Origin of the sequence: Hymenobacter siberiensis (assembly GCF_018967865.2) — a bacterium.
In the GTDB taxonomy this organism is placed as follows: domain Bacteria; phylum Bacteroidota; class Bacteroidia; order Cytophagales; family Hymenobacteraceae; genus Hymenobacter; species Hymenobacter siberiensis.
Genome location: NZ_JAHLZY020000001.1, coordinates 1,360,736 through 1,386,952, shown reverse-complemented (window position 1 = coordinate 1,386,952; position 26,217 = coordinate 1,360,736). Strand labels below are relative to the sequence as shown.

23 protein-coding genes and 1 pseudogene are annotated in these 26,217 nt (G+C 61.4%); 13 read left to right on the top strand and 11 right to left on the bottom strand.

The annotated features are described in order from the left end of the window. Positions 1 to 60: 60 nt before the first annotated feature. From KQ659_RS06100 to KQ659_RS06090, 3 genes are all read right to left on the bottom strand, one after another. A complete protein-coding gene (locus KQ659_RS06100) occupies positions 61 to 2,160 on the bottom strand; it encodes a M13 family metallopeptidase (RefSeq protein WP_216689715.1) in 2,100 nt (699 codons plus the stop codon). A 149-nt stretch (positions 2,161 to 2,309) separates the two neighbouring features. Continuing rightward, the gene (locus KQ659_RS06095) at positions 2,310 to 4,367 is read right to left on the bottom strand and encodes a M13 family metallopeptidase (RefSeq protein ID WP_216689717.1); all 2,058 of its coding nucleotides are present in this window, start codon (positions 4,365 to 4,367) and stop codon (positions 2,310 to 2,312) included. 165 nt (positions 4,368 to 4,532) lie between these two features. Further along, positions 4,533 to 6,581: a M13 family metallopeptidase gene (locus KQ659_RS06090; RefSeq protein ID WP_216689718.1), complete on the bottom strand. Its 2,049-nt coding sequence runs from the start codon at positions 6,579 to 6,581 to the stop codon at positions 4,533 to 4,535. A 153-nt stretch (positions 6,582 to 6,734) separates the two neighbouring features. Between KQ659_RS06090 and xseA the strand changes: the two genes are divergently transcribed. The 6 genes from xseA to KQ659_RS06060 all read left to right on the top strand — a co-directional run bounded on the left by xseA (position 6,735) and on the right by KQ659_RS06060 (position 11,244). Beyond that, the gene (gene xseA, locus KQ659_RS06085; RefSeq protein WP_216689720.1) at positions 6,735 to 8,123 is read left to right on the top strand and encodes an exodeoxyribonuclease VII large subunit; all 1,389 of its coding nucleotides are present in this window, start codon (positions 6,735 to 6,737) and stop codon (positions 8,121 to 8,123) included. 48 nt (positions 8,124 to 8,171) lie between these two features. Continuing rightward, entirely contained in the window at positions 8,172 to 8,459 is a 288-nt protein-coding gene (xseB, locus tag KQ659_RS06080; protein WP_216689722.1) for an exodeoxyribonuclease VII small subunit, read from the top strand. 193 nt (positions 8,460 to 8,652) lie between these two features. Next, complete coding sequence (locus KQ659_RS06075) at positions 8,653 to 8,880, top strand: hypothetical protein (RefSeq protein ID WP_216689724.1); 228 nt, start codon at positions 8,653 to 8,655, stop codon at positions 8,878 to 8,880. A 177-nt stretch (positions 8,881 to 9,057) separates the two neighbouring features. Beyond that, complete coding sequence (locus KQ659_RS06070; protein WP_216689726.1) at positions 9,058 to 9,759, top strand: hypothetical protein; 702 nt, start codon at positions 9,058 to 9,060, stop codon at positions 9,757 to 9,759. A gap of 292 nt (positions 9,760 to 10,051) precedes the next feature. Continuing rightward, positions 10,052 to 10,834, top strand: a complete 783-nt coding sequence (locus tag KQ659_RS06065) for a sensor histidine kinase (RefSeq protein WP_216689727.1) — start codon at positions 10,052 to 10,054, stop codon at positions 10,832 to 10,834. Then, positions 10,831 to 11,244: a response regulator gene (locus KQ659_RS06060; RefSeq protein WP_216689728.1), complete on the top strand. Its 414-nt coding sequence runs from the start codon at positions 10,831 to 10,833 to the stop codon at positions 11,242 to 11,244. The genes KQ659_RS06065 and KQ659_RS06060 overlap by 4 nt, the downstream gene beginning before the upstream one ends. 87 nt (positions 11,245 to 11,331) lie before the next feature. Here KQ659_RS06060 and KQ659_RS06055 read toward each other — a convergent pair whose 3' ends face one another. Continuing rightward, positions 11,332 to 14,058 (bottom strand): TonB-dependent receptor, encoded by a 2,727-nt coding sequence (locus tag KQ659_RS06055; protein WP_216689730.1) that lies wholly within the window; start codon positions 14,056 to 14,058, stop codon positions 11,332 to 11,334. A 374-nt stretch (positions 14,059 to 14,432) separates the two neighbouring features. On the opposite strand from KQ659_RS06055, the gene KQ659_RS06050 reads away from it, so the two are divergent. The 3 genes from KQ659_RS06050 to KQ659_RS06040 are packed head-to-tail and all read left to right on the top strand — an operon-like array spanning position 14,433 to position 15,738. Next, entirely contained in the window at positions 14,433 to 14,708 is a 276-nt protein-coding gene (locus KQ659_RS06050) for a hypothetical protein (RefSeq protein ID WP_216689731.1), read from the top strand. Positions 14,709 to 14,744: 36 nt separating this feature from the next. Next, on the top strand, positions 14,745 to 15,506 hold the full coding sequence (locus KQ659_RS06045; RefSeq protein WP_216689732.1) for a hypothetical protein: 762 nt from the start codon (positions 14,745 to 14,747) through the stop codon (positions 15,504 to 15,506). A gap of 1 nt (position 15,507) precedes the next feature. Further along, on the top strand, positions 15,508 to 15,738 hold the full coding sequence (locus KQ659_RS06040) for a hypothetical protein (RefSeq protein ID WP_216689734.1): 231 nt from the start codon (positions 15,508 to 15,510) through the stop codon (positions 15,736 to 15,738). 7 nt (positions 15,739 to 15,745) lie between these two features. On the opposite strand, the gene KQ659_RS06035 is transcribed toward KQ659_RS06040, so the two are convergent. Next, positions 15,746 to 16,102: an MGMT family protein gene (locus tag KQ659_RS06035; protein ID WP_216689735.1), complete on the bottom strand. Its 357-nt coding sequence runs from the start codon at positions 16,100 to 16,102 to the stop codon at positions 15,746 to 15,748. A gap of 193 nt (positions 16,103 to 16,295) precedes the next feature. Between KQ659_RS06035 and KQ659_RS06030 the strand changes: the two genes are divergently transcribed. From KQ659_RS06030 to KQ659_RS06020, 3 genes are all read left to right on the top strand, one after another. Continuing rightward, positions 16,296 to 17,489, top strand: coding sequence for an efflux RND transporter periplasmic adaptor subunit (locus tag KQ659_RS06030; protein ID WP_216689737.1), 1,194 nt, complete (start codon positions 16,296 to 16,298; stop codon positions 17,487 to 17,489). A 232-nt stretch (positions 17,490 to 17,721) separates the two neighbouring features. After that, entirely contained in the window at positions 17,722 to 20,805 is a 3,084-nt protein-coding gene (locus KQ659_RS06025) for an efflux RND transporter permease subunit (RefSeq protein ID WP_216689738.1), read from the top strand. Positions 20,806 to 21,000: 195 nt separating this feature from the next. Continuing rightward, positions 21,001 to 22,386: a TolC family protein gene (locus KQ659_RS06020; protein ID WP_216689739.1), complete on the top strand. Its 1,386-nt coding sequence runs from the start codon at positions 21,001 to 21,003 to the stop codon at positions 22,384 to 22,386. A 50-nt stretch (positions 22,387 to 22,436) separates the two neighbouring features. Here KQ659_RS06020 and KQ659_RS06015 read toward each other — a convergent pair whose 3' ends face one another. The 5 genes from KQ659_RS06015 to KQ659_RS22060 all read right to left on the bottom strand — a co-directional run bounded on the left by KQ659_RS06015 (position 22,437) and on the right by KQ659_RS22060 (position 24,437). Beyond that, positions 22,437 to 22,847, bottom strand: a complete 411-nt coding sequence (locus tag KQ659_RS06015) for a T9SS type A sorting domain-containing protein (RefSeq protein WP_216689741.1) — start codon at positions 22,845 to 22,847, stop codon at positions 22,437 to 22,439. A gap of 21 nt (positions 22,848 to 22,868) precedes the next feature. After that, the gene (locus tag KQ659_RS06010) at positions 22,869 to 23,333 is read right to left on the bottom strand and encodes a hypothetical protein (RefSeq protein ID WP_216689742.1); all 465 of its coding nucleotides are present in this window, start codon (positions 23,331 to 23,333) and stop codon (positions 22,869 to 22,871) included. Between the two features lie 195 nt (positions 23,334 to 23,528). Beyond that, a complete protein-coding gene (locus KQ659_RS06005; RefSeq protein ID WP_216689743.1) occupies positions 23,529 to 23,711 on the bottom strand; it encodes a T9SS type A sorting domain-containing protein in 183 nt (60 codons plus the stop codon). Positions 23,712 to 23,751: 40 nt separating this feature from the next. After that, the gene (locus tag KQ659_RS06000; RefSeq protein ID WP_216689745.1) at positions 23,752 to 24,330 is read right to left on the bottom strand and encodes a transposase; all 579 of its coding nucleotides are present in this window, start codon (positions 24,328 to 24,330) and stop codon (positions 23,752 to 23,754) included. After that, positions 24,237 to 24,437 carry a transposase gene (locus KQ659_RS22060; RefSeq protein ID WP_408610772.1) on the bottom strand — a complete coding sequence of 67 codons (201 nt, stop codon included), beginning with the start codon at positions 24,435 to 24,437 and terminating at the stop codon, positions 24,237 to 24,239. The genes KQ659_RS06000 and KQ659_RS22060 overlap by 94 nt, the downstream gene beginning before the upstream one ends. 155 nt (positions 24,438 to 24,592) lie before the next feature. On the opposite strand from KQ659_RS22060, the pseudogene KQ659_RS05990 reads away from it, so the two are divergent. Further along, a pseudogene (locus KQ659_RS05990) lies at positions 24,593 to 24,793 on the top strand (ethanolamine ammonia-lyase light chain EutC); the annotation flags it as partial. A gap of 58 nt (positions 24,794 to 24,851) precedes the next feature. On the opposite strand, the gene KQ659_RS05985 reads toward KQ659_RS05990, so the two are convergent. Beyond that, complete coding sequence (locus KQ659_RS05985) at positions 24,852 to 26,114, bottom strand: zinc dependent phospholipase C family protein (RefSeq protein ID WP_216689749.1); 1,263 nt, start codon at positions 26,112 to 26,114, stop codon at positions 24,852 to 24,854. Between the last annotated feature and the right edge of the window lie 103 nt (positions 26,115 to 26,217).

Here is a 26,217-nt window from a genome sequence, read left to right as displayed (position 1 = left end):
TAGCATGGCTGCTGCCCTCCCCTGTTCTTCCTCTCAAACCGTTAAAAGTCGGCTACCTCCTTACCAGATTTTGGCGCGGTTGGCGGCAGAGCGCACCATTTTGTCGCCGTCTTTGCAGTTGAACGCCTTTTGGAACTCCGGGAAGTTCTGCAAAGGCCCAATGGTGCGGAACTGACCGGGCGAGTGCGGGTCGGTTTGCACAAGCTGGCGGGTGGTTTCGGGGCGCTGGTTGATGCGCCAGATTTGCGCCCAGCTCAGGAAGAAGCGCTGCTCGGGCGTGAAGCCATCGATGGACTTGCCGGCCTTGGCCTGGGGCGTTTTCATGAAGGCCGCGTAGGCAATGGTGAGACCGCCGAGGTCGGCAAGGTTCTCGCCCATGGTCAGCTTGCCGTTCACATGCACCGAGTCGAGGGGCGAGAAAGCGTCGTACTGCTTGCCCACCACATCGGCCTTGGCCATGAACTTATCGCCGTCTTCCTTGGTCCACCAGTCGCGCAGGTTGCCTTCCGAGTCCACTTTCCGGCCCTGGTCGTCGAAGCCGTGGGTCATTTCGTGGCCAATCACGGCGCCAATGCCGCCGTAGTTCACCGCGTCGTCGGCCTTGGGGTCGTAGAACGGCGATTGCAGGATGCCGGCCGGAAACACAATCTCATTCAGGCTGGCGTTGTAGTAGGCGTTCACCGTGGGCGGCGTCATGCCCCACACCGTCCGGTCCACGGGCTGACCAAAGTGGCCCAGGTTGTCGTAGGTATTGAATTCCGACACCGCAAACAAGTTGTTCAGGGCGCTTTCGCGGCTGATATTCAGTTTGGAATAGTCCTTCCACTTGTCGGGGTAGCCAATTTTTACCACGAAGGCATTGAGCTTTTTCAGGGCCTCGGCCTTGGTGGCGGCGCTCATCCACTCGGTGGCTTGAATGCGCTCGGCGTAGGCCATACGCATGTTTTCCACCATTTGCTTGGCGCGGGCCTTGGCGGCAGGGCTAAAGTCCTGGTCCACGTAGAGCTGGCCGAAGGCTTCACCCAGCGCACCATCGGTGGCGGCAAAGGCACGCTTCCAGCGGGCCTGCGGCACCTTGGCGCCGCTAATCACCTGCGAAAAGCGGAAAGCCTCGTCTACATAGGCCTTAGGCAGGGCCGACGTCACGCTTTCCACCAGGTGCCAGCGCAGATACTGCTTCTGGTCGGCAATGGGCTCGTCTTTTATCATAGCGTTGGCCTCCTTCAGGTAGTCGGGCTGGCCCACGATGATGTCCTTCGCCCCGCTCAGGCCGCTTTCCTTCAGGCGCAGCGGAAAGTCCAGGTTGGGGTAGGCGGCGGTGGCCTGGGCCACGGTCATCTTGTTGTAGTTGCTTTCGCGGTCGCGCAGGGCCACGCGGTCGCGGCTGGCTTTGGCCATGCGGGTTTCGATGCGCGTTACGGCATCGGCGTTTTTCTCCGCCGTGGCCTGGTCATCACCCAGCATTTTAAACAGGTTGACCTGGTAGGTGCGGTAAGCCGCCCGAATGGTTTTCGAGCGGGTATCGTCTTTGAGGTAGTAGTCGCGGTCGGCCAGGGTCAGGCCGCCCTGGCGCACCTGCACGGCATACAAAGTACTGTTCTTGCTGTCCTGGCCCACGCCAAAGCCGTACCAGCCCTTGCCCACGTTCTTGGGGTCGGCCAGGTAGCGCTGCACGCCGGCCACATCCTGAATGGCGTTAATCTTATCCAGGCGGGGCTGCAGGTATTTCAGGCCGGCGCGTTCCACGGCCATGCTGTCCATGGCGGAGGCGTAGAAGTCGCCCACCTTCTGCGCGTTCGTCCCGGGCTTGGCCGTGCGGTCGGCAGCTACTTTCTCCAGAATGCCCCGGGCTACGTCGCGGTTGCGGTTGCGCAGCTGATTGAAGCCGCCCCAGCCGGTTTCGGAGGCCGGAATGGGGTTGTTTTTCAGCCAGTTGCCGTTGGCAAATTGAAAGAAGTCGTCGCAGGGCGGCACCGATTTATCCAGGTTGGCCAACGTGATGCCCACGCCCGACTGCCCCATGGTGGATACCACCACTTTCTGCTTGCCCTGGCTGCTGGACTTGGTTTTGATTTTAGTTTGGGCCTGCGCCCCACCGGCTACCAGGGCCAGCATCGCCGCCGAAAGCGCCACGCGGCCGGCAAAGAATGATTTAGACATGTGACAAGAAAAGTGAAATTTATTATTGAATGGCAAGATACAACCGCTTGCTACCGGCAAAAACTCAACAAACAAAAAGAAGAATGAAAGAGTGACAATTCAGGCCGCTCCTCCATTCTTCCTTTCATTATTGTGCTACGTGGTCTGACCTACCAGATTTTGGACCGGTCGGCCGAAGCGCGCATCATCTTGTTGCCGTCCTGGCAGCCGAAGGCTTTGTAGAACTCCGGCATGTTCATCAGCGGGCCGTTGGTACGGAACTGCGCCGGCGAGTGCGGGTCGACCTGCACCTGCTGGCGCAGGTACTCGGGCCGGGCGTTGGTGCGCCAGATTTGGGCGTAAGCCAGGAAGAAGCGCTGCTCGGGCGTGAAGCCGTCGATTTTTGCCTGGGCTTTGGCCTGCGGGGTTTTCTCAAACGCCTGGTAGGCAATGGTGAGACCGCCGAGGTCGGCCAGGTTCTCGCCCATGGTCAGCTTGCCGTTCACGTGCACCGAGTCAAGGGGCGAGAAGGCGTCGTACTGCTTGCCCACGATGGCGGCTTTGGCGTTGAACTTGTCGGCATCCTCCTTGGTCCACCAGTCTTTCAGGTTGCCTTCGGAGTTGTACTGCCGGCCCTGGTCGTCGAAGCCGTGAGTCATTTCGTGGCCAATCACGGCGCCAATGCCGCCGTAGTTCACTGCGTCGTCGGCCTTGGGGTCGTAGAACGGGGGCTGCAGAATGCCGGCCGGGAACACAATCTCGTTCATCGGCGGGTTGTAGTAAGCATTCACCGTGGGCGGGGTCATGCCCCACTCGTTGCGGTCAATCGGCTTACCGAAGTGGCTGATTTCGTCCTTGCTGGCCCACTCACGCGCAGCCAGAATGTTGTTCAGGTACGACTCGCGGCCGATGGTGAGGGCTGAATAGTCCTTCCACTTATCGGGGTAGCCAATTTTTACCGTGAAGGCGTTGAGCTTTTTCAGGGCCTCCGTTTTAGTGGCGGCGCTCATCCAGTCGGTGGCCTTGATGCGCTCGCCGTAGGCCGTGCGCAGGTTCTCAATCATCTGCTTGGCGCGAGCCTTGGCGGCGGGCGAGAAAGCCTTGTCTACGTAGAGCTGGCCGAACGCCTCGCCCAAGGCGCGGTCCGTCGAGCCCAGCATACGCTTCCAGCGGGGCTGCTGCTTTTTGGCGCCGCTCAGCACCTGCGAGAACTTGAAGCCCTCGTCGCCGAAAGCCTTGGGCAATGCCGGTACCACGCTGGTCACCAGGTGGAAACGCAGGTACTGCTTCTGGTCGGCAATGGGCTCGTCCTTGAGCATGGCGCTCACTTCTTTGAGGAACTCGGGCTGGCCGATGATAACCTCTTTGGCCGCGCCCAGGCCTTCTTCTTTCAGCGTGAGCGGCAGGGCCAGGTTGGGATAAGCGGCGGCGGCCTCGGCCAGCGTCATCTTATTGTAGTTGGCGTAGGGGTCGCGCAGGTCTACGCGGGCCTTGCTGGCTTTGGCCAGGCGCGTTTCGATGCGCTGCACGGTGGCGGCGTTGGCCTTGGCCGTAGCCTCGTTGTCGCCGAGCATCTTGAAGGTGTTCACCAGATAAGTATCGTAGGCCGTGCGAATGGCTTTCGAGCGGGCGTCGTCCTTCAGGTAGTAGTCGCGGTCGGGCAGCGAAAGGCCGCCCTGGCCGAACTGCACGGCGTACTGGGTGCTGATTTTGTCGTCCTGCCCCACGCCCATGCCGTACCACACGCTGCCGGTATGGGCTTTGGGGTCGGCGAGGAAGCGCTGCATTTCGCCCAAATCCTTGATGGCCGCAATGCGGTTCAGGTGGGGCTGCAGGTATTTCAGGCCAGCCGCTTCGATGGCGGCCGAGTCCATGGCCGAGGCGTAGAAGTCGCCCACTTTCTGGGCGTTCGAGCCTTTGGCAGCTTTGGGCGCATTCTTAGCGGCATCGTTCAGGATGGCGCGCAGCGTGGCGTTATTGTGGTCGGCCAGCTCATTGAACGAGCCCCAGCGCGACTCTGCCGCCGGAATCGGGTTGCTTTTCAGCCAGTTGCCCGAAGCGTAATGAAAGAAGTCCTCGCAAGGCTTGACCGACGGGTCGATGTTGGCAATGGTGATGCCAACGCCCTTCTGGGACGTGGTGGCCTGTGCTGCCGCAACAGTGGCCGACAGGCTGCTCAAACCGAGCACGGCCAGACTTAGCCGCCGCGCAAGAGAAGTTGAAATCATGTATGTAGTGGGAATTGGGTTAGAGAATGATGCCGTGAAGTTAGGGACACGCGCGGGTACCGGCCGTTGCACCAATGCAGCGGTAAGCAACCGCTACACCAAAAGATTTATGGCCGGACAGCAGCGAGCCTTCATTAATCCCTGCCCTTGGTATAAGCAGTGATGCTACCATATTTTGGCCCGGTCGGCCTGGGCGCGCATCATCTTGTTGCCGTCCTGGCAGCCGAAGGCCTGGTAAAACTCGGGCATGTTTTGCAGCGGGCCGATGGTGCGGAACTGGTCGGGCGCGTGCGGGTCAACCTGGATGAGCTGCCGCACGGTTTCGGGGCGCGCACTGCTGTGCCACACCTGGGCCCAACCCAGGAAAAACCGCTGCTCGGGCGTGAAACCGTCGATTTTGGCGTGGCCTTTGGCCTGCGGGGTTTTCTCAAAAGCGGCGTAGGCAATGGTGAGGCCGCCGAGGTCGGCAAGGTTTTCGCCCATGGTCAGCTTGCCGTTCACGTGCACCGAATCGAGGGGTGTGAAGGCATCAAACTGCTTGCCCACCACAGCAGCGCGGGCGTTGAACCGTTCGCCGTCCTCCTTGGTCCACCAGTCGCGCAGGTTGCCTTGGGCGTCGTACTGGCGACCCTGGTCGTCGAAGCCGTGGGTCATTTCGTGACCGATGACCGCGCCGATGCCGCCGTAGTTCACCGCATCGTCAGCCTTGGGGTCGTAGAAGGGGGGCTGCAGGATGCCGGCCGGAAACGTAATGTCGTTCATGCTCGACATATAGTAGGCATTCACCGTGGGCGGCGTCATCAGCCACTCGCCCCGGTCTACCGGCTTACCAAATTTCCGCAGGTTGTACTTGTTCTCCCATACCCGGGCCGCCAGCAGGTTGTTGAGGTAGGACTCGCGGCCGATGGTCAGGGCCGAGTAATCCTTCCATTTATCGGGGTAGCCAATTTTGACGGCGAAAGCATTCAGCTTTTTCAGGGCCTCCGTTTTGGTGGCCGCGCTCATCCAGTCGGTCGCCTGAATGCGCTCGCCGTAGGCCACGCGCAGGTTTTCAATCATTTGCTTGGCCCGGGCCTTGGCTTCGGGCGAGAAGGCCCGGTCAACATACAGCTGGCCGAAGGCCTCTCCCAGGGCTCCGTCGGTGCTAAGCATCATGCGTTTCCAGCGGGGCTTGCGGATTTTAGCGCCGCTCAGCACTTGCTGAAACGCGAACTGCTCCTGGCCGTAGGCGGCAGGCAACGCATCCATCAGGCTATTCACTAGGTGCCAGCGCACGTAGGCTTTCTGGTCGGCCATCGGCTCGGCTTTCAGCATGGCGCTCAGCTCCTTGAAGAATGCCGGCTGGCCCACAATAACGTCCGTGGCCGCGCCCAGACCTTCGGTTTTGAGCAGCAGCGGCAGGTTGAGATTGGGGAACTGGGCGGTGACCTGGGCCACGGTCAGCTTATGGTAGTTGGCAACGGGGTCGCGCAGGTCCTCGGGGCGCTTGCTGGCGTTGGCCAGGCGCATTTCGATGCGCTGCACGGCCGCCGCGTGCGCCGTGGCCGTGGCCTGGGGTTCGCCCAGCATCTTGAACACGTTGACCAGATAAGTCTGGTAAGCCGCCCGGATGCGCTTGGATTGGGCATCCTGGTTGGTGTAGTAGTCGCGGTTGGGCAGGGTGAGGCCGCCCTGATAGAACTGCATCGCATATTTCGCGCTGTTCTTATCGTCCTGCCCCACCCCGCTGCTGAACCACGCGCCGCCCAGCGCCAGGTTGGGGTCGGCCAGCAGGCGCTGCATCCCGGCTAGGTCCGTCACGGCATCGATGCGCGCCAGGTGGGGCCGGAGGTACTTCAGGCCCGCCGCGTTGATGGCCGCCGAGTCCATGGCCGAGGCGTAAAAGTCGCCCACTTTCTGCGCGTTGGTGCCTTTGGCGGCGGTTGGAGCTTTGCGGGCCGATTCTTCCAGAATAGTGCGCATGGTGGCGTAGTTGTGCTCGGCCAGTACGTCGAAGCTGCCCCAGTAGCCATCGGTGGCGGGAATGGGGTTGCTTTTCAGCCAGCCGCCCGAGGCGTACTGGAAAAAATTATCGCAGGGGCTCGCCGTGGGGTCCAGGTTAGCCATATCGAAGCCAGTACCTGCGGTTTGGGACAGCGCGGGGGTGGCCCACGCGCAGCCAATGAAGCCCAATGCGGCCAACGCCAGCCGCCGGGTCAGTATAGATGTCGTCATGCCAGTAAAAAGCAAAGTGTACTTGGTTTAAAGCGGGGAAAGTTACAATCATTTCATCATTTAGTTTAGCATCTGATTTTATCGGTCTGGTAATGCCTACTCGCAGGCATGCCCCTGCTTTCCGGCTGCGCCTGCCACCCGTAACTTGCGCCCATGCCGCTCTACAACCGCCGTTCCGAACTAGCACCCCCGCCCGCCCCCGCCCCCCTGGGCCTGGCCGAGCTGCTGGGCTATGTGCGCCTGGCCCTCCAGCAGCAGCTGGCCGACTCCTACTGGGTGGTGGCCGAAGTTTCCGACCTCACCCTGCCGCGCTTTGCCGGCGCGCACTGCTACCTCACCCTCACCGAGCAAACCATCGACGGCCGGGGCACGCCCCTCAAGGCCCAGGCCCGGGCCACGCTCTGGAGCCAGCGCTACCAGCAGCTGGCTCCCACGTTTGAGCGGGCCACCGGCCAGCCGCTGCGCACCGGCCTCAAGCTGCTGCTGCGCGTGCAGGTGCGCTTTCACGAGCAGTATGGCCTGAACCTCGACGTGGTGGCCATCGACCCGAGCTACACCGTGGGCGAGCTGGCCCTGCTGCGCCTCAAAACCCTGCGCCTGCTGGAAGAAAAAGGCCTGCTGGAGCGCCAGAAGCAGCTTATGCTACCGCTGGCCCCGCAGCGGCTGGCCGTAATCTCCTCGCCCACGGCGGCCGGCTTTCAGGATTTTGTGCAGCAATTGCAGGAAGCGCCCTACGACTTTGCCCTCACGCTGTTTCCGGCCATTATGCAGGGCGACGGCTCGCCGGCCAGCATAATGGCGGCGCTGGACGGCGTGCGGGCCCGGCGCGGGCAGTTCGATGCCGTGGTGCTCATCCGGGGCGGAGGCAGCCGCACCGATTTGCTGGCCTTTGATGAATATGGCCTGGCGGCGGCCGTGGGCGCGTTTCCGCTGCCGGTGCTCACGGGCATCGGCCACGAGCGCGACGAAGCCCTGGTAGACCTCACCGCCCACCGCGCCCTGAAGACGCCCACCGCCGTGGCCGCCTTCCTGGTCGAGCGCCTGGCCCGCCTCGAAGCGGCCGTGCTGGGCCTGGGCGAGCAGGTAGTGGCCGTGGCCCGCCGCCAACTCAGCCAGGGCCACGCCCGCCTCGACCAGCTTAGTGGCCGCAGCCGCTACGCCGCCCACCGCCAGCTCGATGCCGCCCGCGAGGCCCTGCGCGCCCGCGCCCACCAGGCCACCCTGGCCCCGCGCGAGCAGCTCCGGCAGCTGGCCGTGGGCCTCGGGCGCTTCCGGCACCAGCTGCCCCGCGCCGCCCGCCGCACGCTGGCCCGCGAGCAGCGCGGCCTGCGCCAGCGCGGCCGGGTGCTGCTGCGGCGCTTTGGCCGGCACCACCAGCGGCGGCGCGAGGTCCTGCTGCGCCAGCGCTACCAGCTGCAGCTGGCCGTGGAACGCCAGCTGCACCGCGCCGAGCTGCGCCTCTGCCGGTTGGCGCCTGCCAGTGCGCCATCGGTGGTGGGCAAAGCATCCGGCACCCCATCACCTCACCAACCCGGCACCTGAGCTACCGCCTGCTGCCAACCGTTTATTGACAACCGATAACTGAAATACATGACTTACCGCGAAGCCATTGAGGAGCTTGAAACCATACTCCGCGCCCTGGAAACCGATGCTGTGGACGTTGACGACCTGACCACGCGCGTGGAACGCTCGGCCGAGCTTATCCGCCTGTGCCGCTACAAGTTGCGCCACGCCGAAGCCTCACTCGACCGAGTATTTGATACGCTGGACGAAGAGGAAGAAACCGGCGCGCCCACCGACCCCGAAGCCAACGCAGAAGACAGCGACGACGAGGACGAGCACGACCACCTGCCCGGTGGCCCCGGCCGGGGCTGGTAATTATTTTCAGCCTCGGGTGTCATTCATCAGCCATACCGCTATATTTGATACCTCAATCCAATGCAAACTTCTTTTTTTTCAATTTTCTCAACAATACCTGATGGCATTTAATGGAGGCGAAGGCCGCGCAATTGACCCCACCAAAGCAGGGGAATGGACTAAGAGCTTTCGTGAAGCCCATCCAGGAGAAATCATGGGGCATTTTTTCGGCCGCGACATTCTGCTGGACCTCCTCAACCAAGAGGCTTGCCAGGGCATTCGGTTTTATTACGGCTCCGATGGCAACATGCCGCAGCTGATAGCCGTGGGGGCCGATGCCAACGAAAACGACCAGCTAGGCCCAAACCGCATTGTGGCCGATGAAGCCTACCCTTGCCCAACCAGTTGCAGCCAGCCTAACATTCTCAATGGAGTTGTTTAGAAAGTCACAAAAGGCACTCAAATAGTCATGCAGAGCGCAGCGAAGCATCTTGCTCGCATCGTCAGGCCCGTTCAACGAGGCGAGCAAGATGCTTCGCTCTGCATGACCGTTCGGGGACTTTCTAAACAGCTTCATTAGCTAATTTCGCTTTTCTTCTTTCACCGACTGCTGAATATCATGAGTTTAGAGCAATTTTATTCTTGCTTGAATTGGCTGGTAACGTTTATGCAGTTCAGCATTCTGGTGCCGATGGTGGTGGTATGGTGGCGACGGCAACACTTTTCGCCAGCCGTGAAAGTGCTGAGCTGGTATGTGTACATATCCGCTTTTTTTGCATTAGGCGCTCGATTATCAGGTATTTATCTGCATAATAATCTCTTTTTTCTAATCGGGTTCAACGTCACCAAGGTGCTGCTATTTGCGGCGATATATCGGATGGTACTCACTGCGCCACGCATGCGCCGGGTGCTGGCGGTAGCCACGCTGGTAGCGCTTGGCATTGTGGCGGCATCTTTTGCCTTAGACACCGCGCGCACCGTGACGGTGAGTCGGGTAGTGCAATGTGCCGTGCTGGCCGGTTTTGCGCTGGTGTATATGGAGCAGGGGCTCAATCGTATCGGCAATTATAAATTCAGCCACGACCCCATCTGGCTTTTGAGCGTGGGGCAGCTTATTTATTCAGCCACTACTGTTACAGCTTTTAGCATTGGATTTGTAGCGTTATTTCGTGGAGACATATTCGACAAGATGTCAGCCCTCTCTTTTTCAATTGGTGGCTTGGCATTAAATTACTTTCTTACGCTGGCTTTTCTGCGGGCCAAGCCCGATGTGCCGGCCCCAGCAGCGGTTGCCGGCAGAAGTCGGTTGGTTGGTTCCTGAATTTCTCCGGCCCTGTACACCAACCTGGGAACTGCTTGTTAGCGCGGTTTCCAGGTTGGTGTACAGGGCCGGACAGTAGCGCGAACTTTGTCGTTCGCGCTACTGATACACTGACGCTGAAGCTACTACCATCCGTTGTTCATAATCTGAGCTGTAACCTGAACATTCTGCGCTACGCTCCTGCTTCCTGTTGACTGACTTAACAGAAAGCTCCTTTCTTCTTTTTTCGCGCTTCTCTGCCGGGTGCCCTCACGTGACAAACCTTTTACCGTTGTTACTCCTCACTCCTACATTGCTCTTGCTGGTGCTTGGGCTGGTGTGGTTTGTGGTACGGTACCAACGGGGGCAGCTGCAGCAGCAGCAGCAGCTGGCCCAGATGCAGGAAGCCGCGCAGCAGCAGGCCCTGGCCGCCGCGCTGGTAGCGCAGGAAGACGAGCGCCAGCGCATTGCCGCCGAGCTGCACGATGGCGTGGGCACCATTCTGGCCCTGGCCAAGCTGCACCTATACGGGCCCGGCAGCCAGCCCTCGCCCGAGGCCAGTGCCCTAATTGACCAGGCCGTGGCCGAGGTGCGCCGCATTTCGCGCAACCTGCAGCCGGCCACGCTTCAGCAGCTGGGCCTGGCCCAGGCGCTTCAGGCGCTGGTGCAGGCCGTGCCCACCGACAATGGCCCCAACGTGCGCCTGGAGCAGGAAGGCCCGCTGGGCCGGCTCATTCCGCCGCACGAGCTAATGGTGTACCGCATTGCCCAGGAGCTGCTCACCAACGGCTTGCTGCACGCCGAGGCGGCGCACATTGTGCTGCACGTAGCCACCGTACCGGGCCTGCTCACCCTCACCTATTCCGACAACGGCCAGGGCTTCGACCTTACCGCCCTGGGAGAGCTGCCGCCCCCCGGCCCGCACGGCCAGCCCGTGGGCATGGGCCTCATCAACCTGCGCAGCCGCGTGGCGGTGCTGGGCGGCCAGCTGCACTATCATTCTGAGCCCGGCGTGGGTACCCGCGTCGAGGCCGTACTGCCCATCACGCTGTTGCCGGCGGGCACGCCCAACCCTTCTTTCTCCCTTAACTCATGACTGCCATCTCCGCTTCCCCAGCCAGTGCTACTCCCGTGCGCCTGGCCATTGTCGACGACCACATTCTGTTCCGCAAAGGTTTGCGGGCGCTGCTCAGCGGCTACGCGGGCATTGAAGTGGTGTGCGAGGCCGGCAATGGCCAGGAGCTGCTTGAGCTCCTGGACCAGGGCAGCAACCCCAACGTAATTCTAATGGACATGCAAATGCCCATTCTCGACGGCCTGCAAACTACCCGCCTGCTGCGCACCCAGTTCCCGGCCGTGCGCGTGGTCATCATCTCCATGCACGACGACCCTTCGCTGGTGAGCACCGTGCTGGCCGAAGGCGCACACAGCTACCTGGTCAAAAACACCTCGCCCGAGGAAATGCGCAGCGCCGTGCTGGCCGCTGCCGCCGCAGGCAGCCGGTAGCGGTGAAATAGTGAGGGGTGAGTTTGTTGTTCGGTATGCGCAGATGGCGCATACCGAACAACAAACTCACCCCTCACTATTTCACCGCTACAGCGTGGCCGAGAGGCCCACGGTGAAGGTGCGGCCGCGGTTGAAGAAGCCCTGCAACAGCGACGGGTTGGTGGCCGAGGTGCTGGCCGGCACGTCGGTGATGTAGAACTCGTTGAGCACGTTGAGGACGGAGCCTTTGATACCCAGGCGCACTTTGTCGCCGAATAGGCGCTTGGGCAGGTCGTAGCCCAGGTGTACGTCGAGGTTGCGCGAGGTGGGCACGCGATAGGTATCGGTGCGGTTGGCTTCGCTGAGGAGGGTCACCGGGTCGAAGCCGGCGTAGTACTTGGTAAAGAGCAGGAACGAGGACCGGATGTAGAAGTTGCTGAACGGCTCGTAGCGCATTCCCACCTGAAACTGGTTCTGGGCGGCGTCGCCCACGTGCACGTCCTTGAGGTAGATGGGCTGGTCGGTGGCACCCACCTGCACGTTGTTCACGTCAAATTGGTTTACCACGCCGTTGCCGGCCCAGCGCCAGTCGCCGAGGCTGATGGCGGCGTTGAGCTGCAGCCGACGGCTGACTTCCTGGGCCACGCTCATTTCAATGCCCATGTGGCGGGCATCCACGTTGCGCACGCTGTTGAGGACGGCATCATCGCCGAGGCCGCTGATGGAGTTGCTAGTTTTGTTGGTCCAGTAGGTGTAGTAGGCATTCAGAGTCACCTTCAGGCTGGGGTAGTTGATGCCGTAGCCCAGTTCCAGGGAGGTAATGCCTTCGTTGCGGATGTCGTTATACTTCTGCCCGGTGTTGCTGAACACAAACTGATAGAACGGCACCTTGCTGTTGTAGCCCACGTTGGCAAACAGGTTGTCGTGCTCGGTCAGGTTGTAGTTGGCGCCGGCTTTCACGCTGTAGCCGGTGATGTTCACCGGAGCGCCTTCGAGGTAGTGGCCGTCGGCGTTGGTGTAGCTCTGGCCGTTCACCACCACAGGGGCCGCGCCGAAAGGCACGTCGTAATTCTTGCCATCCAAGGTTACCTGCTTGGCCTGGAAGTAGTCGATGCGCGCGTAGCTGATGCGCGAAACCGTGCCGCTTACCACCGCCGAGAGTAGCTGCGTTTTGTATTCGAGCTGGCCATAGCCGCCCAGCCACCCGGTTTTGCTGTCGTTGTAGAAGCCAAATTTATCGCCCACCCGCAGGCGGGTATTGGCATCGGCGTTGCGGTTGATGCTGTTACCGGAGCCAAGGGCGAAATCGCCGCCCAGCAGGTCCCGGACCTGGCGGTAGTGCGTGCCGTAGTAGTAGCGGGCATCCACGCCGGCCGACAGCGTGAGGCTGGGCTTGAGCAGGTAGTCGAACCCGGAAATCAGGCCGGCCCAGCGGTGCGAGTTCACATTGTTGGCCAGAAACTGCGTGGACTGGCGCTGGCCGTCGGCCTTCACGTTTTTGTAGTTGGTGTCGTATACCTTCTGGAAGTCGTCCTGGCCCGCCGCGTCTACAGGCAGCGTGCTCGACGTGCCCGCGCCTTGCGAGCCGCCACCCGTGCCCTGGGAAGCGTAGAGGACCGTGGAAATGAACAGCCGGTCGGTCACGTTCCAGAAGTGGTTAAGGTTGAGCTGGGGCTTGTAAAAATAGTTTACCCGCTCGTTTACCACTTCCTGGCCGTGGCTGATGCGATTGCCGCTGGCATCCAGCGTGTAACGGTCCAGGTAGCCCCAGCCTTTATTGTAGCGGAAGCCCCGGTCGGCGCCGAGCGCGGCCCCCAGCTCCCGGGCTTTCTCGTTGGAATACGTTCCGATGCGCTCGCCGAAGGGAATGCGCTGGCCGTGGCTTTGGGGCGAGCCCATGCCCGTGAGGGAAAGGGTGTGCTTGCCGATGCGCTTGCTCAAGGTGCCGAAGTAGGTCCAGGCATCGTCAAACGTTTTGTCGACCCAGCCATCCTGGGTGCGGCGGGCGCCGTAGGCCGTCACGGCCCAGTCGCCCTTCAGCTGGCCGCTACTGAGCATGAGCGAGTATTTCTGGTAGTTATTCGAGCCGCCTTCCACGCGGGCCACCACCGAGCGTTTATCGTCGAAGCCCTTGGTGAGCACGTTGATGGTGCCGCCCACCGAGGGCACGGTAATCTTGGCGGCCGAGAGGCCCCGCTGCACCTGCAGCGACTTGGTCACGTCGCCCAGGTCCCAGTTGCTCCAGTACACCTGGCCGTTCTCCATGTCGTTCACGGGCACGCCATTGATGAGCACGGCCACGTTGCGCTGGTCGAAGCCGCGCACGTTGATGCGGGAGTCGCCGGTGCCGCCGCCCGTGCCCTGGGTGGCGTACACGCCAGGCGTTTCGTTGAGAATCATCGGCAGGTCGCGGTTGGAGAGGGTTTCGCGCAGCTTCACCTCGTTCACGGCCGCGAAGGCCACGGGCGTTTCGCGCTCCTGGGCCTGGCTGGCCACCACCTGCACCTCGTCGAGGCTGGCGTTGTCGGAGGCCAGGGAGAAGGAGGCCACCACGCTTTGGGTCGAGATTTTGACCGTTTGGGTGTTCACTTTGTAGCCAATAAAGCTGGCCTGCACCGTGTAGGTACCGGCGGGCAGGTTGCTCACCTTGTAGCCCCCGTTGGCATCGGCGCCGGCCCCGGTATTCTTGCCGTTGCCGGTTACCTGCACGGTAGCCCCGGGCAAGGTTTCACCGGTCACTTTATCAAGCACGCGCCCGCGAATGGAAAACGTGGTTTGGGCCAGCGCGGGCAGGGTAAGCAGAACGAATAAAAGCGCAGTAACGAATTGCTTCATACCTATTTAAATACTCCCCGGCACATTCCGGGACAACAAATATACAGATTAGCCGGGGTCGGTAGTAGTGTACCGGCCGTAAAGGTTTGATGAAGAAAGGAAATTAGCCGCTGGCCCGAATCTGGCCAGGGCCAGCCATCGCCGCCCGGCCATTGGTTCAGATTGCCCGGCTGCTACCTAGGTTTGCATGCTACTGCCTCGGCCATTCCCAATGCGCGTCCTTCCGCACGTCCTTTCGATTTCCGTTTTTTGGCCGGCCCGTCCGCTTCAACCCAGGGCTGTGCCTGCTATTCTTCATCTTTTGCAGCCGGCCGGCGCTAGCCCAGGTTTATTACCTCGACCTGAGCCAGCAGCCGTTGGACTAGCCCGGCCGCATGGTGTCGGTAGAGCAGGTGGTGGATGGCCGCCCGGGCCGCCCAGCCAGCGTGGGCACCATCTACAAAGGCCTGAATGACAACCCGGCACCCGTACTATTCCGGCAAAGCCTGGAAACGGAGCTCACGGCCTGGCTTGGGCAGCAGCTGCCCGCCCGGCCCACCGACCAGCCCGTACTGCTCTGCGTGCGCCAGCTGCTGGTGAGCGAAACGGTGACGTCCAGCATACTCGCCGATAAGCCAATCGCCGGTGCGGAGCTGGCCCTTGATGTGTAAGCCCACCGGCCCGATGGCTACCATTTTGTGCGCAACGTGGCAGCCCACTCCAGCAAGCCGGGCATCACTATCAATTCCGACCACGCCCTATATGTGGCCCAGCTGATGCGGCAATGCCTGACTTCGCTCACGGCGGCCGATTTGGCCACCGCCGCCCAGCGCCCGGCGCGCTCCCTGGCGCTGGCGGCAGCCCCGGCAACCCGGCCCGCCATGCTGCGGGCCGCTGCTCCCCGACGCGGCATCTATTTTTCCGCGGCGCAATTCGCGGCCAACCAACCCGACACCACCAGCCAGCAGCTTCTCGACACGGTGCGATGGAGCTCCGTGCGCGCCAGCATTCTGGCTCCCAATGGCCTGGTACTGGCCACCACCAACCGCACGGCCCGAGGCTACTCCCGCTCGGTGGTCAGCACGCCATCGGGCTGGCAGGGAACGGTGCAGCTAAAAGCCAAAGTGCGCACCGCCACCAGCGACCGGGTAGCCGCTCGCGACGTGTGGGGCTTTTCGGACGGCCGGCAGGCCTACTTGCGGCAGGCCAACTACTACCGGCTGTTGGGCCGAAAAGACGCGTTTTACACGTTTTTTGGCGCGGCCCCGCTCGATTTGCCCGCTGCCCACCGCCAGGCCACGGGTGCCCCCACCAGCCGCATGGTCCATGGCGGGATGCGCATTGATGTCAGTGACGAATCCGGCGAGCCCGTTACGTTTGCCCTCGACCTGCGCACAGGGCAAACGGCGCGGTTTCCGCCGCACGGCCAGCCGGCCCACGGCACAGCCCAGACTGCTCAACGACCGTGAAATGGGCCAGCTACAGCCCGGCGCCTTTCTGGAGTTAACCTGGCCCCACCTGGGCGATGTCGTGCGGCTGAGTCTTAACTCGCCGAATGGCCCTACGCTGCTGCTGGGGCCCAGCACCACCATTGCCAACTACGTGAAGCTGCGGTCCGGTGCCGCTCTCACGCCCTGGCAGGTGGTGCCCGCCACGCAGGGCGAAGCCGAGGTAGACGCGCTGGAGAAGCCCGGCAAGTAGCCCGGCGCTACGCCAGCTCCACGGCGGGGTCCCAGAGCAGCTTGTCGAAATCCGGTAAGCGGTCGATGTCTACGCGCACGCCTTCGGCTTCCAGGGCTTCCTGCATGGCGGTGGGCGTGGCAAAGTGCAGGCGGCCGGTGAGGTGGCCCAGGCGGTTGACTACGCGGTGAGCGGGTACGTACTGGTCGGCGGTGTGGGCGGCCATCATGGCGTAGCCCACGGTGCGGGCTCCGTGGCGCCCCCCGAGGTAGTGCGCAATGGTGCCGTAGGTGCTCACCCGGCCGGCCGGAATGAGGCGCACCACTTCGTGCACATCCTGAAAAAAATTGCGCGGCTCGGGCGCGGCGGGGGCTGATGGTTTCATCGGGACGAAGATAGTTTCGGTCAGGGTGATGCCAGCTTACGTCTATTTCCGAGCGGGGCACGCAACCTTTTAGCTGAAATTTGCACTATGTCTTTTCGGGCGCGCCGAGGCCCGGGCGTTGCGCCCGCGCCCAACCCGGCGGCCGGATGGCCGTCCTCAAACATCTGCCTACTGCCGCACGTTCCTGCATACTATGTCATTGGAAACCATCACTGCTACCCCACCCAAAACCTGGGATACCACCACCACTACTCCCCCGCCCCTGGCCCCTGAACCCACGCCCCAGCCGGCCCCGACGGGCAAGCGCGGCTGGTTGGGCTGGTTGATAGCGGCGTTGATTATCGGCGGCATCGCCTGGGCCAAAGTCAAGTATTTCCCCAGCAACGCGGGCGGCGACAAAAAAGGCGGTGGCAAAGGCAGCGCGGGCAAAGGCGCGCCGGGCAGCAATGGCCCGCTGACGCCGGTGCAGGTATATGTGGTGGCTGCCACCAACCTCACCGACCAGGTGGCGGCCACCGGCTCCGTGCTGGCCGAGGAGTCCGTCATCATCAAAAGCGAGCTGTCGGGCAAAATCACCAGCCTTAATATTAAGGAAGGGCAGTCGGTAAGCAAGGGCCAGCTGTTGTTCAGCATCAACGCCGACGAGGCCCAGGCCGCCATCCAGAAGCAGCAGTACAACATCAAGCTGTACCGGGACCAGGAAAAGCGCCAGCGCACCCTTCTCGATAAAGAATACATCAGCGCTCAGGAATACGAGCAGTCGAACAACGCGCTGCTGACGGCGCAGGCCGACTTGCAGGCCTTGCGCGCCACGCTGGCCAAGGCCTACGTGCGGGCCCCCTTTGCGGGGGTACTGGGCCTGACCACCGCCACGGTGGGCACCTACGTGAGCCCGGGAGCCGAAATCACGACGCTCTCGAAGGTGCGGCCCGTGAAGATTGACTTTGCCGTGCCCGGTCGCTTTGCCGCCAACGTGCGGGTGAACGACGTGGTGGACGTAGTGGACGAAAGCACCAACAAAACCTACAAAGCCAAAGTCTACGCCATCGACCCGCAGATTGACCCCGTGAGCCGCACCCAACCCGTGCGCGCCCGCTTTGCCAACACCAACAACGAGCTACGCCCCGGCGCCTTCGTGCGGGTGAACCTGAAGCTAGGCGAAAGCGAAAGCGCCCTGCAAGTGCCCACCGAAGCCGTGATTCCCGAAGCCAGCGGCTACAATGTGTACACGGTGAAGGGCGGCAAAATGGTCCCGCAGAAAGTGAAAATCGGTATCCGCTCCGACAAGGTTATCCAAATTACCAAAGGCATTGCGGTGGGCGACACGATTATTCGCACCGGCATTCTGCAAGTGAAGCCGGGCGACGCGGTTAAGGTAATTAAGTAGTTAAACATCAAACTCCCCTCCTTACCAAGGAGGGGATGTTCGAGCCAAGGGCTCGGACGGGGGTGGTGCCACCGGAGGGCGGGCGTTGAACAGTAGGTTGGCGTAACTAACAAGAGCCTAACGAACCGGCCGCGAACCGTGCAACGCCCATAACCACCCCAGTTGTCGCTGACGCGACAACGTCCCCTCCTTGGTAAGGAGGGGAGTTTATCGCGCTATAGCTAAAAACCAAATGAGTCTTTCCACCACTAGTATCAACCGGCCGGTGCTCGCCATTGTGATGAGCCTGGTCATCATCATTTTTGGGGTGATTGGGTTCCGGTACCTGAGCATTCGGGAGTATCCGAGCGTGGACCCGCCCATTATTACGGTATCGGCTACGTACACCGGGGCCTCGGCCGACGTGATGCAGAGCCAGGTGACGGAACCGTTGGAGGAAGCGCTGAACGGCATTGCCGGCATCAAGAACATGACGTCGAACTCGCGCGACGGCCGCACCCAGATTACGGTGGAATTTGACCTCGACTCCAACCTGGAAACGGCGGCTAACGACGTGCGCGACAAGGTTTCGGGGGCGCAGGGCCGCCTGCCGCGTGACATTGACCCGCCCATCGTGAGCAAGGCCAACGCCGACTCGCAGCCCATCGTCATTACCTACCTCAACTCCAACAAGCGCACGCTGCTGGAGCTTACGGACTACGCCAACAACACCCTCAAGGAGCGACTCCAGACCATTCCGGGCGTATCGGAAGTGCGGGTGTACGGCGAGCGCAAATACTCTATGCGCCTGTGGCTGGACCCGGTGAAGCTGGCGGCTCTGCGCGTGTCGCCCGTGGATGTGCAGCAGGCCCTCACCCGCGAAAACGTGGAGCTGCCCAGCGGCGCGGTGCAGGGCGCGGCCACCCAGCTCACGCTGCGCACCATGGGCCGCCTGACTTCGGTGGATGACTTCAACAACCTGATTATCCGCAAGGATGCCATCTCACTGGTGCGCCTTTCCGATATTGGCTACGCCGAGTTGTACCCGGAAAACGACCAGACCATTTTCCGGGTGAACGGGGTGCCGGGCGTGGCGCTGGCCGTAGTGCCCCAGCCGGGCTCCAATCAGATTGAAATTGCCGACGAGTTCAACCGGCGCCTCAAGCAGTACGGCAAGGATTTGCCCTCGGATTTGAAGCTACAGGCGGGCATCGACAACTCGGTATTTATCCGCAATTCCATTAGCGAGGTGGAGCATACCATCATCGAAGCCTTTGTGCTAGTGGTGGTTATCATCTTTTTATTCTTGCGCGACTGGCGCTCCACCATCATCCCGGTGGTGGCCATTCCGGTGTCGCTGATTGGTATTTTCTTCGTGATGTACCTGCTCAAATTCTCCATCAACGTGCTTACGCTGCTGGCCATCGTGCTGGCCATTGGCCTGGTGGTGGACGATGCCATTGTGGTGCTGGAAAATATCTATTCCCGCATTGAGGACGGCGAAGAACCCAAGGAAGCGGCCATTAAAGGCACCGAGGAAATTCTGGTGGCGGTGGTGAGCACCACGGTGGTGCTGGCGGCGGTGTTCCTGCCGGTGGTGTTCCTCACGGGCATCACGGGGCGATTATTTCGCGAATTTGGTATTGTGGTGGCGGGCTCGGTGCTGATTTCGGCCTTCGTGTCGCTCACGCTAACGCCCATGATGTGCGCCAAGCTGCTGAAGCGGCAGGAAACGCACAATTGGTTCTATCGCACGACGGAGCCATTTTTTGAGCGCATGATTAACGCCTACCAGGGCAGCCTGCGCTCGTTTTTGCGCAACCGCTGGCTGGCCTGGGTGATGATAGTGATAACGGGCGGCGGCATCTGGGGCTTCACGAAAATCATCCCTTCAGAGCTGGCCCCGGTGGAAGACCGCAGCCGCGTGAACGTCAACGCGACCGGCCCGGAAGGGGCCTCGTTTGAGTACATGGACAGCTACGTTTCCCAGCTTACCAAGCTGGCCACGGACTCGGCTGGCGCTAAAAACCTAAGTAGCGTGTTCACGGTCACCTCGCCGGGTTTTGCCGGGGGTTCGAACTCGGCCATTGCCCGCATCATTCTGGTGGAGGCCGACCAGCGCACCGGAACCCAGGACCAAGTGGCCAACGCCGTGAGCGCGGGCGTAAAAAACCTGCCCGCCGCCCGCACCTCAGTATCGCAGGACCAGAGCATTGGCGGGGGCGGCGGGGGATTGCCGGTGCAGTTTGTGGTGCAAACCCAAGACTTTGAGAAGCTGCGCAAAGTGGTGCCGAAGTTTCTGGACCTGGCCCGCCAGGACCCCACCTTCCAGTTCGTGGATGTGAACCTGAAGTTCAACAAGCCCGAACTGCGCATCAACATCGACCGCGAGAAGGCCCAAAGCCTGGGGATTTCCGTCCAAAGCATTGCCCAGACCCTGCAGGCCGGCCTCAGCGGCCAACGCTACGGCTACTTCATCCGCGACAGCAAGCAGTATCAAATTATTGGCCAGGTGGCCCGCGAGGACCGCAACCAGCCGCTGGACGTGCGCCTGCTGTCGGTGAAGAACGACAAGGGCGAGCTGGTGCAGCTCGACAACGTAATCCGGCTGGAGGAAAGCAGCACGCCGCCCCAGCTCTACCGTTTCAACCGCTACAACTCGGCCACGTTCTCGGCCTCGCTGGCCCCCGGCAAAACCCTGGGCGACGGCATCGCCGCCATGCGCGCCATTGCCGATAAAAATCTCGACGATGGCTTCACCACCGAGCTGGCGGGCACTTCCCGCGACTTTGAAGAAAGCTCCTCCTCATTGCTCTTCGCCTTCGGCCTGGCCCTGGTGCTGATTTACCTGGTGCTGGCCGCGCAGTTCGAGAGCTTCCGCGACCCGGTTATCATCATGGTGACGGTGCCGCTGGCCCTGTCCGGCGCGCTGCTCAGCCTGTGGTATTTCAACCAAACGCTGAACCTGTTCTCGCAAATCGGCATCATCATGCTGATTGGCCTGGTAACCAAAAACGGAATTCTCATCGTGGAATTCGCCAACCAGCGCGTCGAGAAGCACAACGTGGACTACATGACGGGCCTGATTGAGGGTGCTACCGCCCGCTTCCGCCCCATTCTGATGACTTCGCTGTGCGCCATTCTGGGCATTATGCCCATTGCCATTGCCACGGGTGCGGGCGCGCTCAGCCGCCGGGCCATGGGCATTGGCGTAGTGGGCGGCCTGCTGTTTGCCACGGGCCTCACGCTGTATGTGGTACCGGTGATGTATTCGTATTTCGCTACGGCTAAGAAACATAAGTCGAAAGTGGCAGAGCCGGAAGCGGTAGTTGCTTAAACTCCCCTCCTTTTTTAAGGAGGGGATATTTCCGCGAAGCGGAAATTGGGGTGGTGAAATCGTTGAACGATGATTGGATGACTGCCGAGTGCGTCGTTCGGCCATCGTTCAACGACTTCACCACCCCCGTTCGGCCTGCGGCCGAACATCCCCTCCTTAAAAAAGGAGGGGAGTTTGAAGTTCTGAATTTCCTGCATGAAACTTTTTCGATTCCTTCTTCTCCTCCTCCCCTTCTCCGCGCTGGCGCAGGTGCCCACGGCCCGGCCCAACCAGCTGGCGCGGCCGGCCACGGTGGCTCCGGCCCCCGCGCTGTCGCTTCAGCAGGCCATTGCCGAGGCGTTGCAGCACAACTACGGCATCCTGCTATCGCGGCAGGATGTGCAGATTGCGGAGAACAACGTGACCCGGGGCAATGCCGGCCAGCTGCCCAACATCAACGGCAACCTGACCCGGACGTTCAACCGAAACAACATCACCTCGACCATTGGCGACAATGCGCCCCGCGTCATCAACGGCGGCACGTCGAACCTGCTGAACTCGAACGTGACGCTGGGCTGGACGCTGTTCGACGGCTTCGGGATGTTTGTTGCCTACGACCGGCTGAAAACCCTACGCCAGCAGCAGCAGCAAATAACCCGTGCCACGGTGGAGGAAACCGTGGAAAACGTGGCCAACGCCTACTACGACGTGGTGCGGCAGGCCGGCAAAATCACCTCGCTCGAAGAGGCCCTGAAAGTCGGCCAGGCCCGCATCGACCTCACCCAGGCGCAGGTAGACGTGGGCGTGAGCGCCAAAGTGGAGGTGCTGACCGCCCGCGTGGACTACAACGCCGACCGCAGCCTGTTTCTGCAGCAGCAGCAGGCCCTGACGGCCGCTAAAATCACGCTCAACAACCTGCTGGGCCGCTCATCGCGCTTCGATTTTGAGCCCGGCGACAGCCTGACCGTGACCCGCAACCTGCGCGAGGACGTGATTACGGCCAGCATCAAGGCCAACAACCCACGCCTGGCCCAGGCCCGCCTGGGCACCGACGTGGCCACCTACGACCGCAAGCTGGTGACGGCTTCGCGCTTCCCCCAAATCGGATTGGTGACGGGCTACGGCCTTACCCGCAACATCAACAATGCACAGTTTATCAACCTGCCCACCGGCCCCGTCCTCACCACCAGCATCAACAATGTGCGGGGTCTCAACTACGGCATCACGGCCTCGATGCCAATTTTTAACGGGTTTAATACCCGCCGGCAGGAGCAGAACGCCCGCGTGGTAGAAGAGCAAAGCAAGCTCAGCCTGGCCCAAACCGACCTGCAGCTCGATGCCGATGCAGCCACGGCCTTCGCGCAGTACCAAAACTTTATCCAACTGCTCGAACTAGAGGAAACCAACATCCAGCTGGCCCGCCAGAACGTGGGCATTGCCCTGGAGCGCTACCGCCTGGGCCTGCTCACGCCCCTGGCCCTGCGCGAAGCCCAACGCAACCAGTTGGCCGCCGAAACCCGCCTGCTCGATATCCGCTACTCGGCCAAGCAGGCCGAAATTGCACTGCAACGGCTGAGCGGCGGGCTGGTACAGGCACCGTAACCTCACCCCCCGGCCCCCTCTCCTTGGGGAGAGGGGGCCGGGGGGTGAGGTTATTCCTTTAAAAAGCGCTTGGTCTGGGTACCGCCTTTGGTGGTGATTTTGTAGAAATACGTACCGGCCGGCACGTCGTGCAAATCAAGCTGCTGGGTTTGCGGGCCCTTTTCCTGGCTGGCTTCCGATACCAGGGTGCGCAGCTTATTGCCGTCCTTATCGAGCAGGTCGATGGTTACGGGGCCGGTTTTGCGCACGTCGTAGTCGAGCTGGCTGGTGGGCGCGGCGGGGTTGGGGTAGAAGCTGGTATTGCCTACGCCCTGTTCATTTTTGTTGGCAGCGGGGGCATTGGGGTCCAGCAGCAGGAACGCGGCGGGCTTGAAGAAGCGGCGCAGGCCGCCGCGCTCATGCTTCCGGCCCTGCATGGCAGCCATTCGCTGCTGCTGCTCGGGCGTGGCAGTTTTGGCCACGATGGCCTTGATATCAGTGGCCTATTTCTCTTTCTGCGGGGCTACTTCCTGGGTGAGCTGAGCTATGGGTGCGTCGTATTTCTGGGCCATCTGGGCCACGTTCAGCATGATGCCCCGGGCCTGGAAGCGCAGGTCGTGGGCCTGCTTCTGCTGGGCCTCGGTGAGGGTTGGGCGAGTGGCGGGAGTAGCCGTGCCCGCAGGCGCTACGCTGCGGCGCAGGGCCTGGCCCTGGTCCTTCAGCGCTTTGAGCTGGGTACGGTAGGTGGCGAGCTGGATGCGGTCGGAGGCGGTAAGCTGGGGTTCCAGCTTCTGGCGCTGCTGTTGCAGCACGGGCAGCACATTGGCCTGGAAGTAGGCCCGGACTTCGCGGCGAATGGGCCGGTCTTCGTGCTGGCGGTGCCGCCCGCCCCGGGCCACACCCACTACCGTTGCGGAGAGAACAACCAGCAGCAGCAAGGTCAGAATTTTGGGTGCGTTTGATTTCATAATGCTGTAGAAGAATGATGCGTTAACAGGTTTCATACTCAATAGACTGCGTGATGATGAAGGAGTTTAAGTACACACTAACTTTCTTACAAACGGCTGTTACGCACCAGCCACACCGCAGCCATTCCCCAACCAAACAAAAAGAGCCAACTCAATCGGGCCGGCTCTTTTCCGGTTTCAAAGCAGGCAATCGAGCTATTCAAACACCACCTTGCGCGTGATGGGCGTGCCCGCCACGTCGAGGCGCAGGTTGTAGATACCGGGGGCCAGGCCGTGCACGTCAACCTCAGTTTCCACGGCGCGGCCGGCGGTGGCGGGCAGGCTGCGCGTGAGCACCTGCTGGCCCATGTTGTTGAACAGGCGCAGCAGGGGTCGCACGATAGTAGGAACGAAAAACAACGCTTAGAAGCTGTTTGAGTTAGCAGAACTTCAGGGTTCTGCGAATGTTAACTATTGCAATCCAGGCATTTGCATGACGCAACGTTCGGTCGTATTCTTTGGACAAGCGCCGGTTCATGTCGAGCCACGCGAACGTGCGCTCGACAATCCAGCGCCAGGCGTGGATGCAGAAATTGGTTTTCCGCACCAGTACGTGCACCGGTTTCTCGACCCGGATGCCGTAGCGCCGGGCCAGGTGCCGGCGGAAAACGCCGTGAAAGGAACTGTCCACGAAAACGACCTGGACGGCCCCCAGCAGTTCGTGCGTGGCGGCCACCTCGTCCCAAAAAGCAATGGCCGCGGCACCGTCCACCATATCGGCGGGCAGCACCCGACTGGCCAGCACATGGCCCAGCGTGTCGGTGAGCACCAGGCGTTTACGCCCCTTGACCAACTTGCCCGCGTCAAAGCCCACGGTGGCTCCGGTGGCCGTGGCCGTATTTTTGACGCTTTGCGTGTCGAGTATTACGGCTGTGGGGCAGGCTTTTTTTGGGCGTGTTCCCGGCTGCTCACCGTCAAACAGGCGCTTACCCGCGCCCAGGTGCCATCGGCTTCCCACTTGTCAAAGTACCAGTACGCCGTGCTCCAGGGCGGTAAATCGCCCGGTACGTCCCGCCAGACGCACCCGTTTTTGAGCACGTACAAAATGGCATTGACGATTTCCACCAGCGGCCATTTGCTGCGCCGCTTGACCACCAGCAGCGGCTCCAGCCGCTGCTGGTGGTCAAGCGGCGCAAAGGTCTGAGCTATATAGCTTTCGGGTCAAAATAGCGGAGGTATCCATCTTGCAAAATTAACTCAGACAGCTTCTCAGCACGCCCGATAGCCTCGGGGCCTACTTCACCTACGAGCCCCGGCCAGGCCTTACCGATGAAGCCCACAACTGCGTGCCAAATATCCGGCCGGCGGGCCTGGCCTATCCGGCAGCGGCGGCGCGGCTGCTGCACCTGCTGCGGGAGGCGCTGCGGCGGCAGCTGTCGGGCGTGGGATTGAAGGATGAGTCGGGTTTGCTGCTTGACTAGTTGCTGCTGCGCGGCGGCCAGTAGCGCGAACTACAATATCCGGGAGTGCGAAACCTGTTTAGTGTAGCGTCCGAAGCTTTTCCAGGGCGGCGTGGGTTTCCTTTTGCTTACTGCCCTCTTTTTCTTCTTCCGAGGCCGGGGTTTTGGGCTGGGTGCCGTAAAAAGCGAGGATGTTTTGCCGAGCCAACGGGTTGAGGTTTTCGAATTTCTTGTCGGCCAGCTTGCGCAGCCACTCGCCGTAGGTTTCGTCGGCCTTGCCGTACTCGCCGGCGTGAGTGGGCTTACCGGTATCGAAATCGGCATTGGATAAGGAGAGGGGCGCAGCGGCCGTATCGGCGGGCTGGCGGGCCACGTTCACGCAGTAGCTGGCCATCACCTTGCGGAAGCTGGCCCGGAAAACTTTCTCCGCTTCCGGCGTGGGCAGCTTGAAGGCAAAGGGCTTCAGCGGGCCAATTTTGGGCAGCACCCGAATGAAATACGAGATAATGCGCGCCCCAAAACCGGGCTTCTTGTACTCCTTGCCGTATTCCTTGCGGAACGCCTTGGGGTGGTTGCGCGCCATGTAGTCGCGCCGCCGCGCACTGGGGCTCAGCTTCATAATGTCCTTGCGCTTGTAGTGCCAGGCGGCGCGGGCCGCCGTCGGAATAAGCTGGCTCACGGCAAAACGGTAGCTGGCAATGCTCAAGTCCACGTTCACAATCACCTGGCCCAACTCCAGGCCGTAGGTTTTCAGGAAGGCTCGCTCCAGCGGCGATTTGCTCACCTTGAAGCCGATTTTCTGGTGGTAGTCCTGGCTGTGGTACTTGCCGCTGGCCAGCTGCACCACATCAAACGAAAACTCCAACTGCCCGTGCTGCTGGGGTCCCTGCTCATAGGTCACCACGTTACCATATTTCGCTTTCAGCTCGGGGTACACCATCGGCACGGCCCGGTTGGTTCCCTCCGCATGCCCATCGAGGTCGGCCGAGTAGTGGGCCAGCGCCCCCAGCGCAAAGGCATAGTCGTTGAGGTCCCGGGATTCGAGAATGAGGTTGCGAATGAAATCGCCGGAGCGCACGTAGTGCGTCAGGTTCGTGAACAGTACCGAGCCGAAGGGATAATAGCCCATGTCCTGAATAATGGCTCCACCATAGGCATATGCCTTGGCATCAATCAGTTGTTCGTCCGTGGAACCCGGATAGCGCTTCAGAATGGCCGGCACCAAGCAGCGCTCCCAGGTCGAGTCGATGTTGGCCTGGTGCGTCAGCACGGAATAGCCGGCGGCTGGCCGGCTGCTCAGTGCCAGCAGTAAAACCAGCAAAAATGAATAAATACGAAGCATGAAGTAAGCGCGGGGGTAAGCACAACGTTGGGTACTTGCAACGGTAAAGGGGCCGGCCGCGTTGCCGGCCCCTTTACCGTTGCCGGCAATCAAGCCAGCCAGC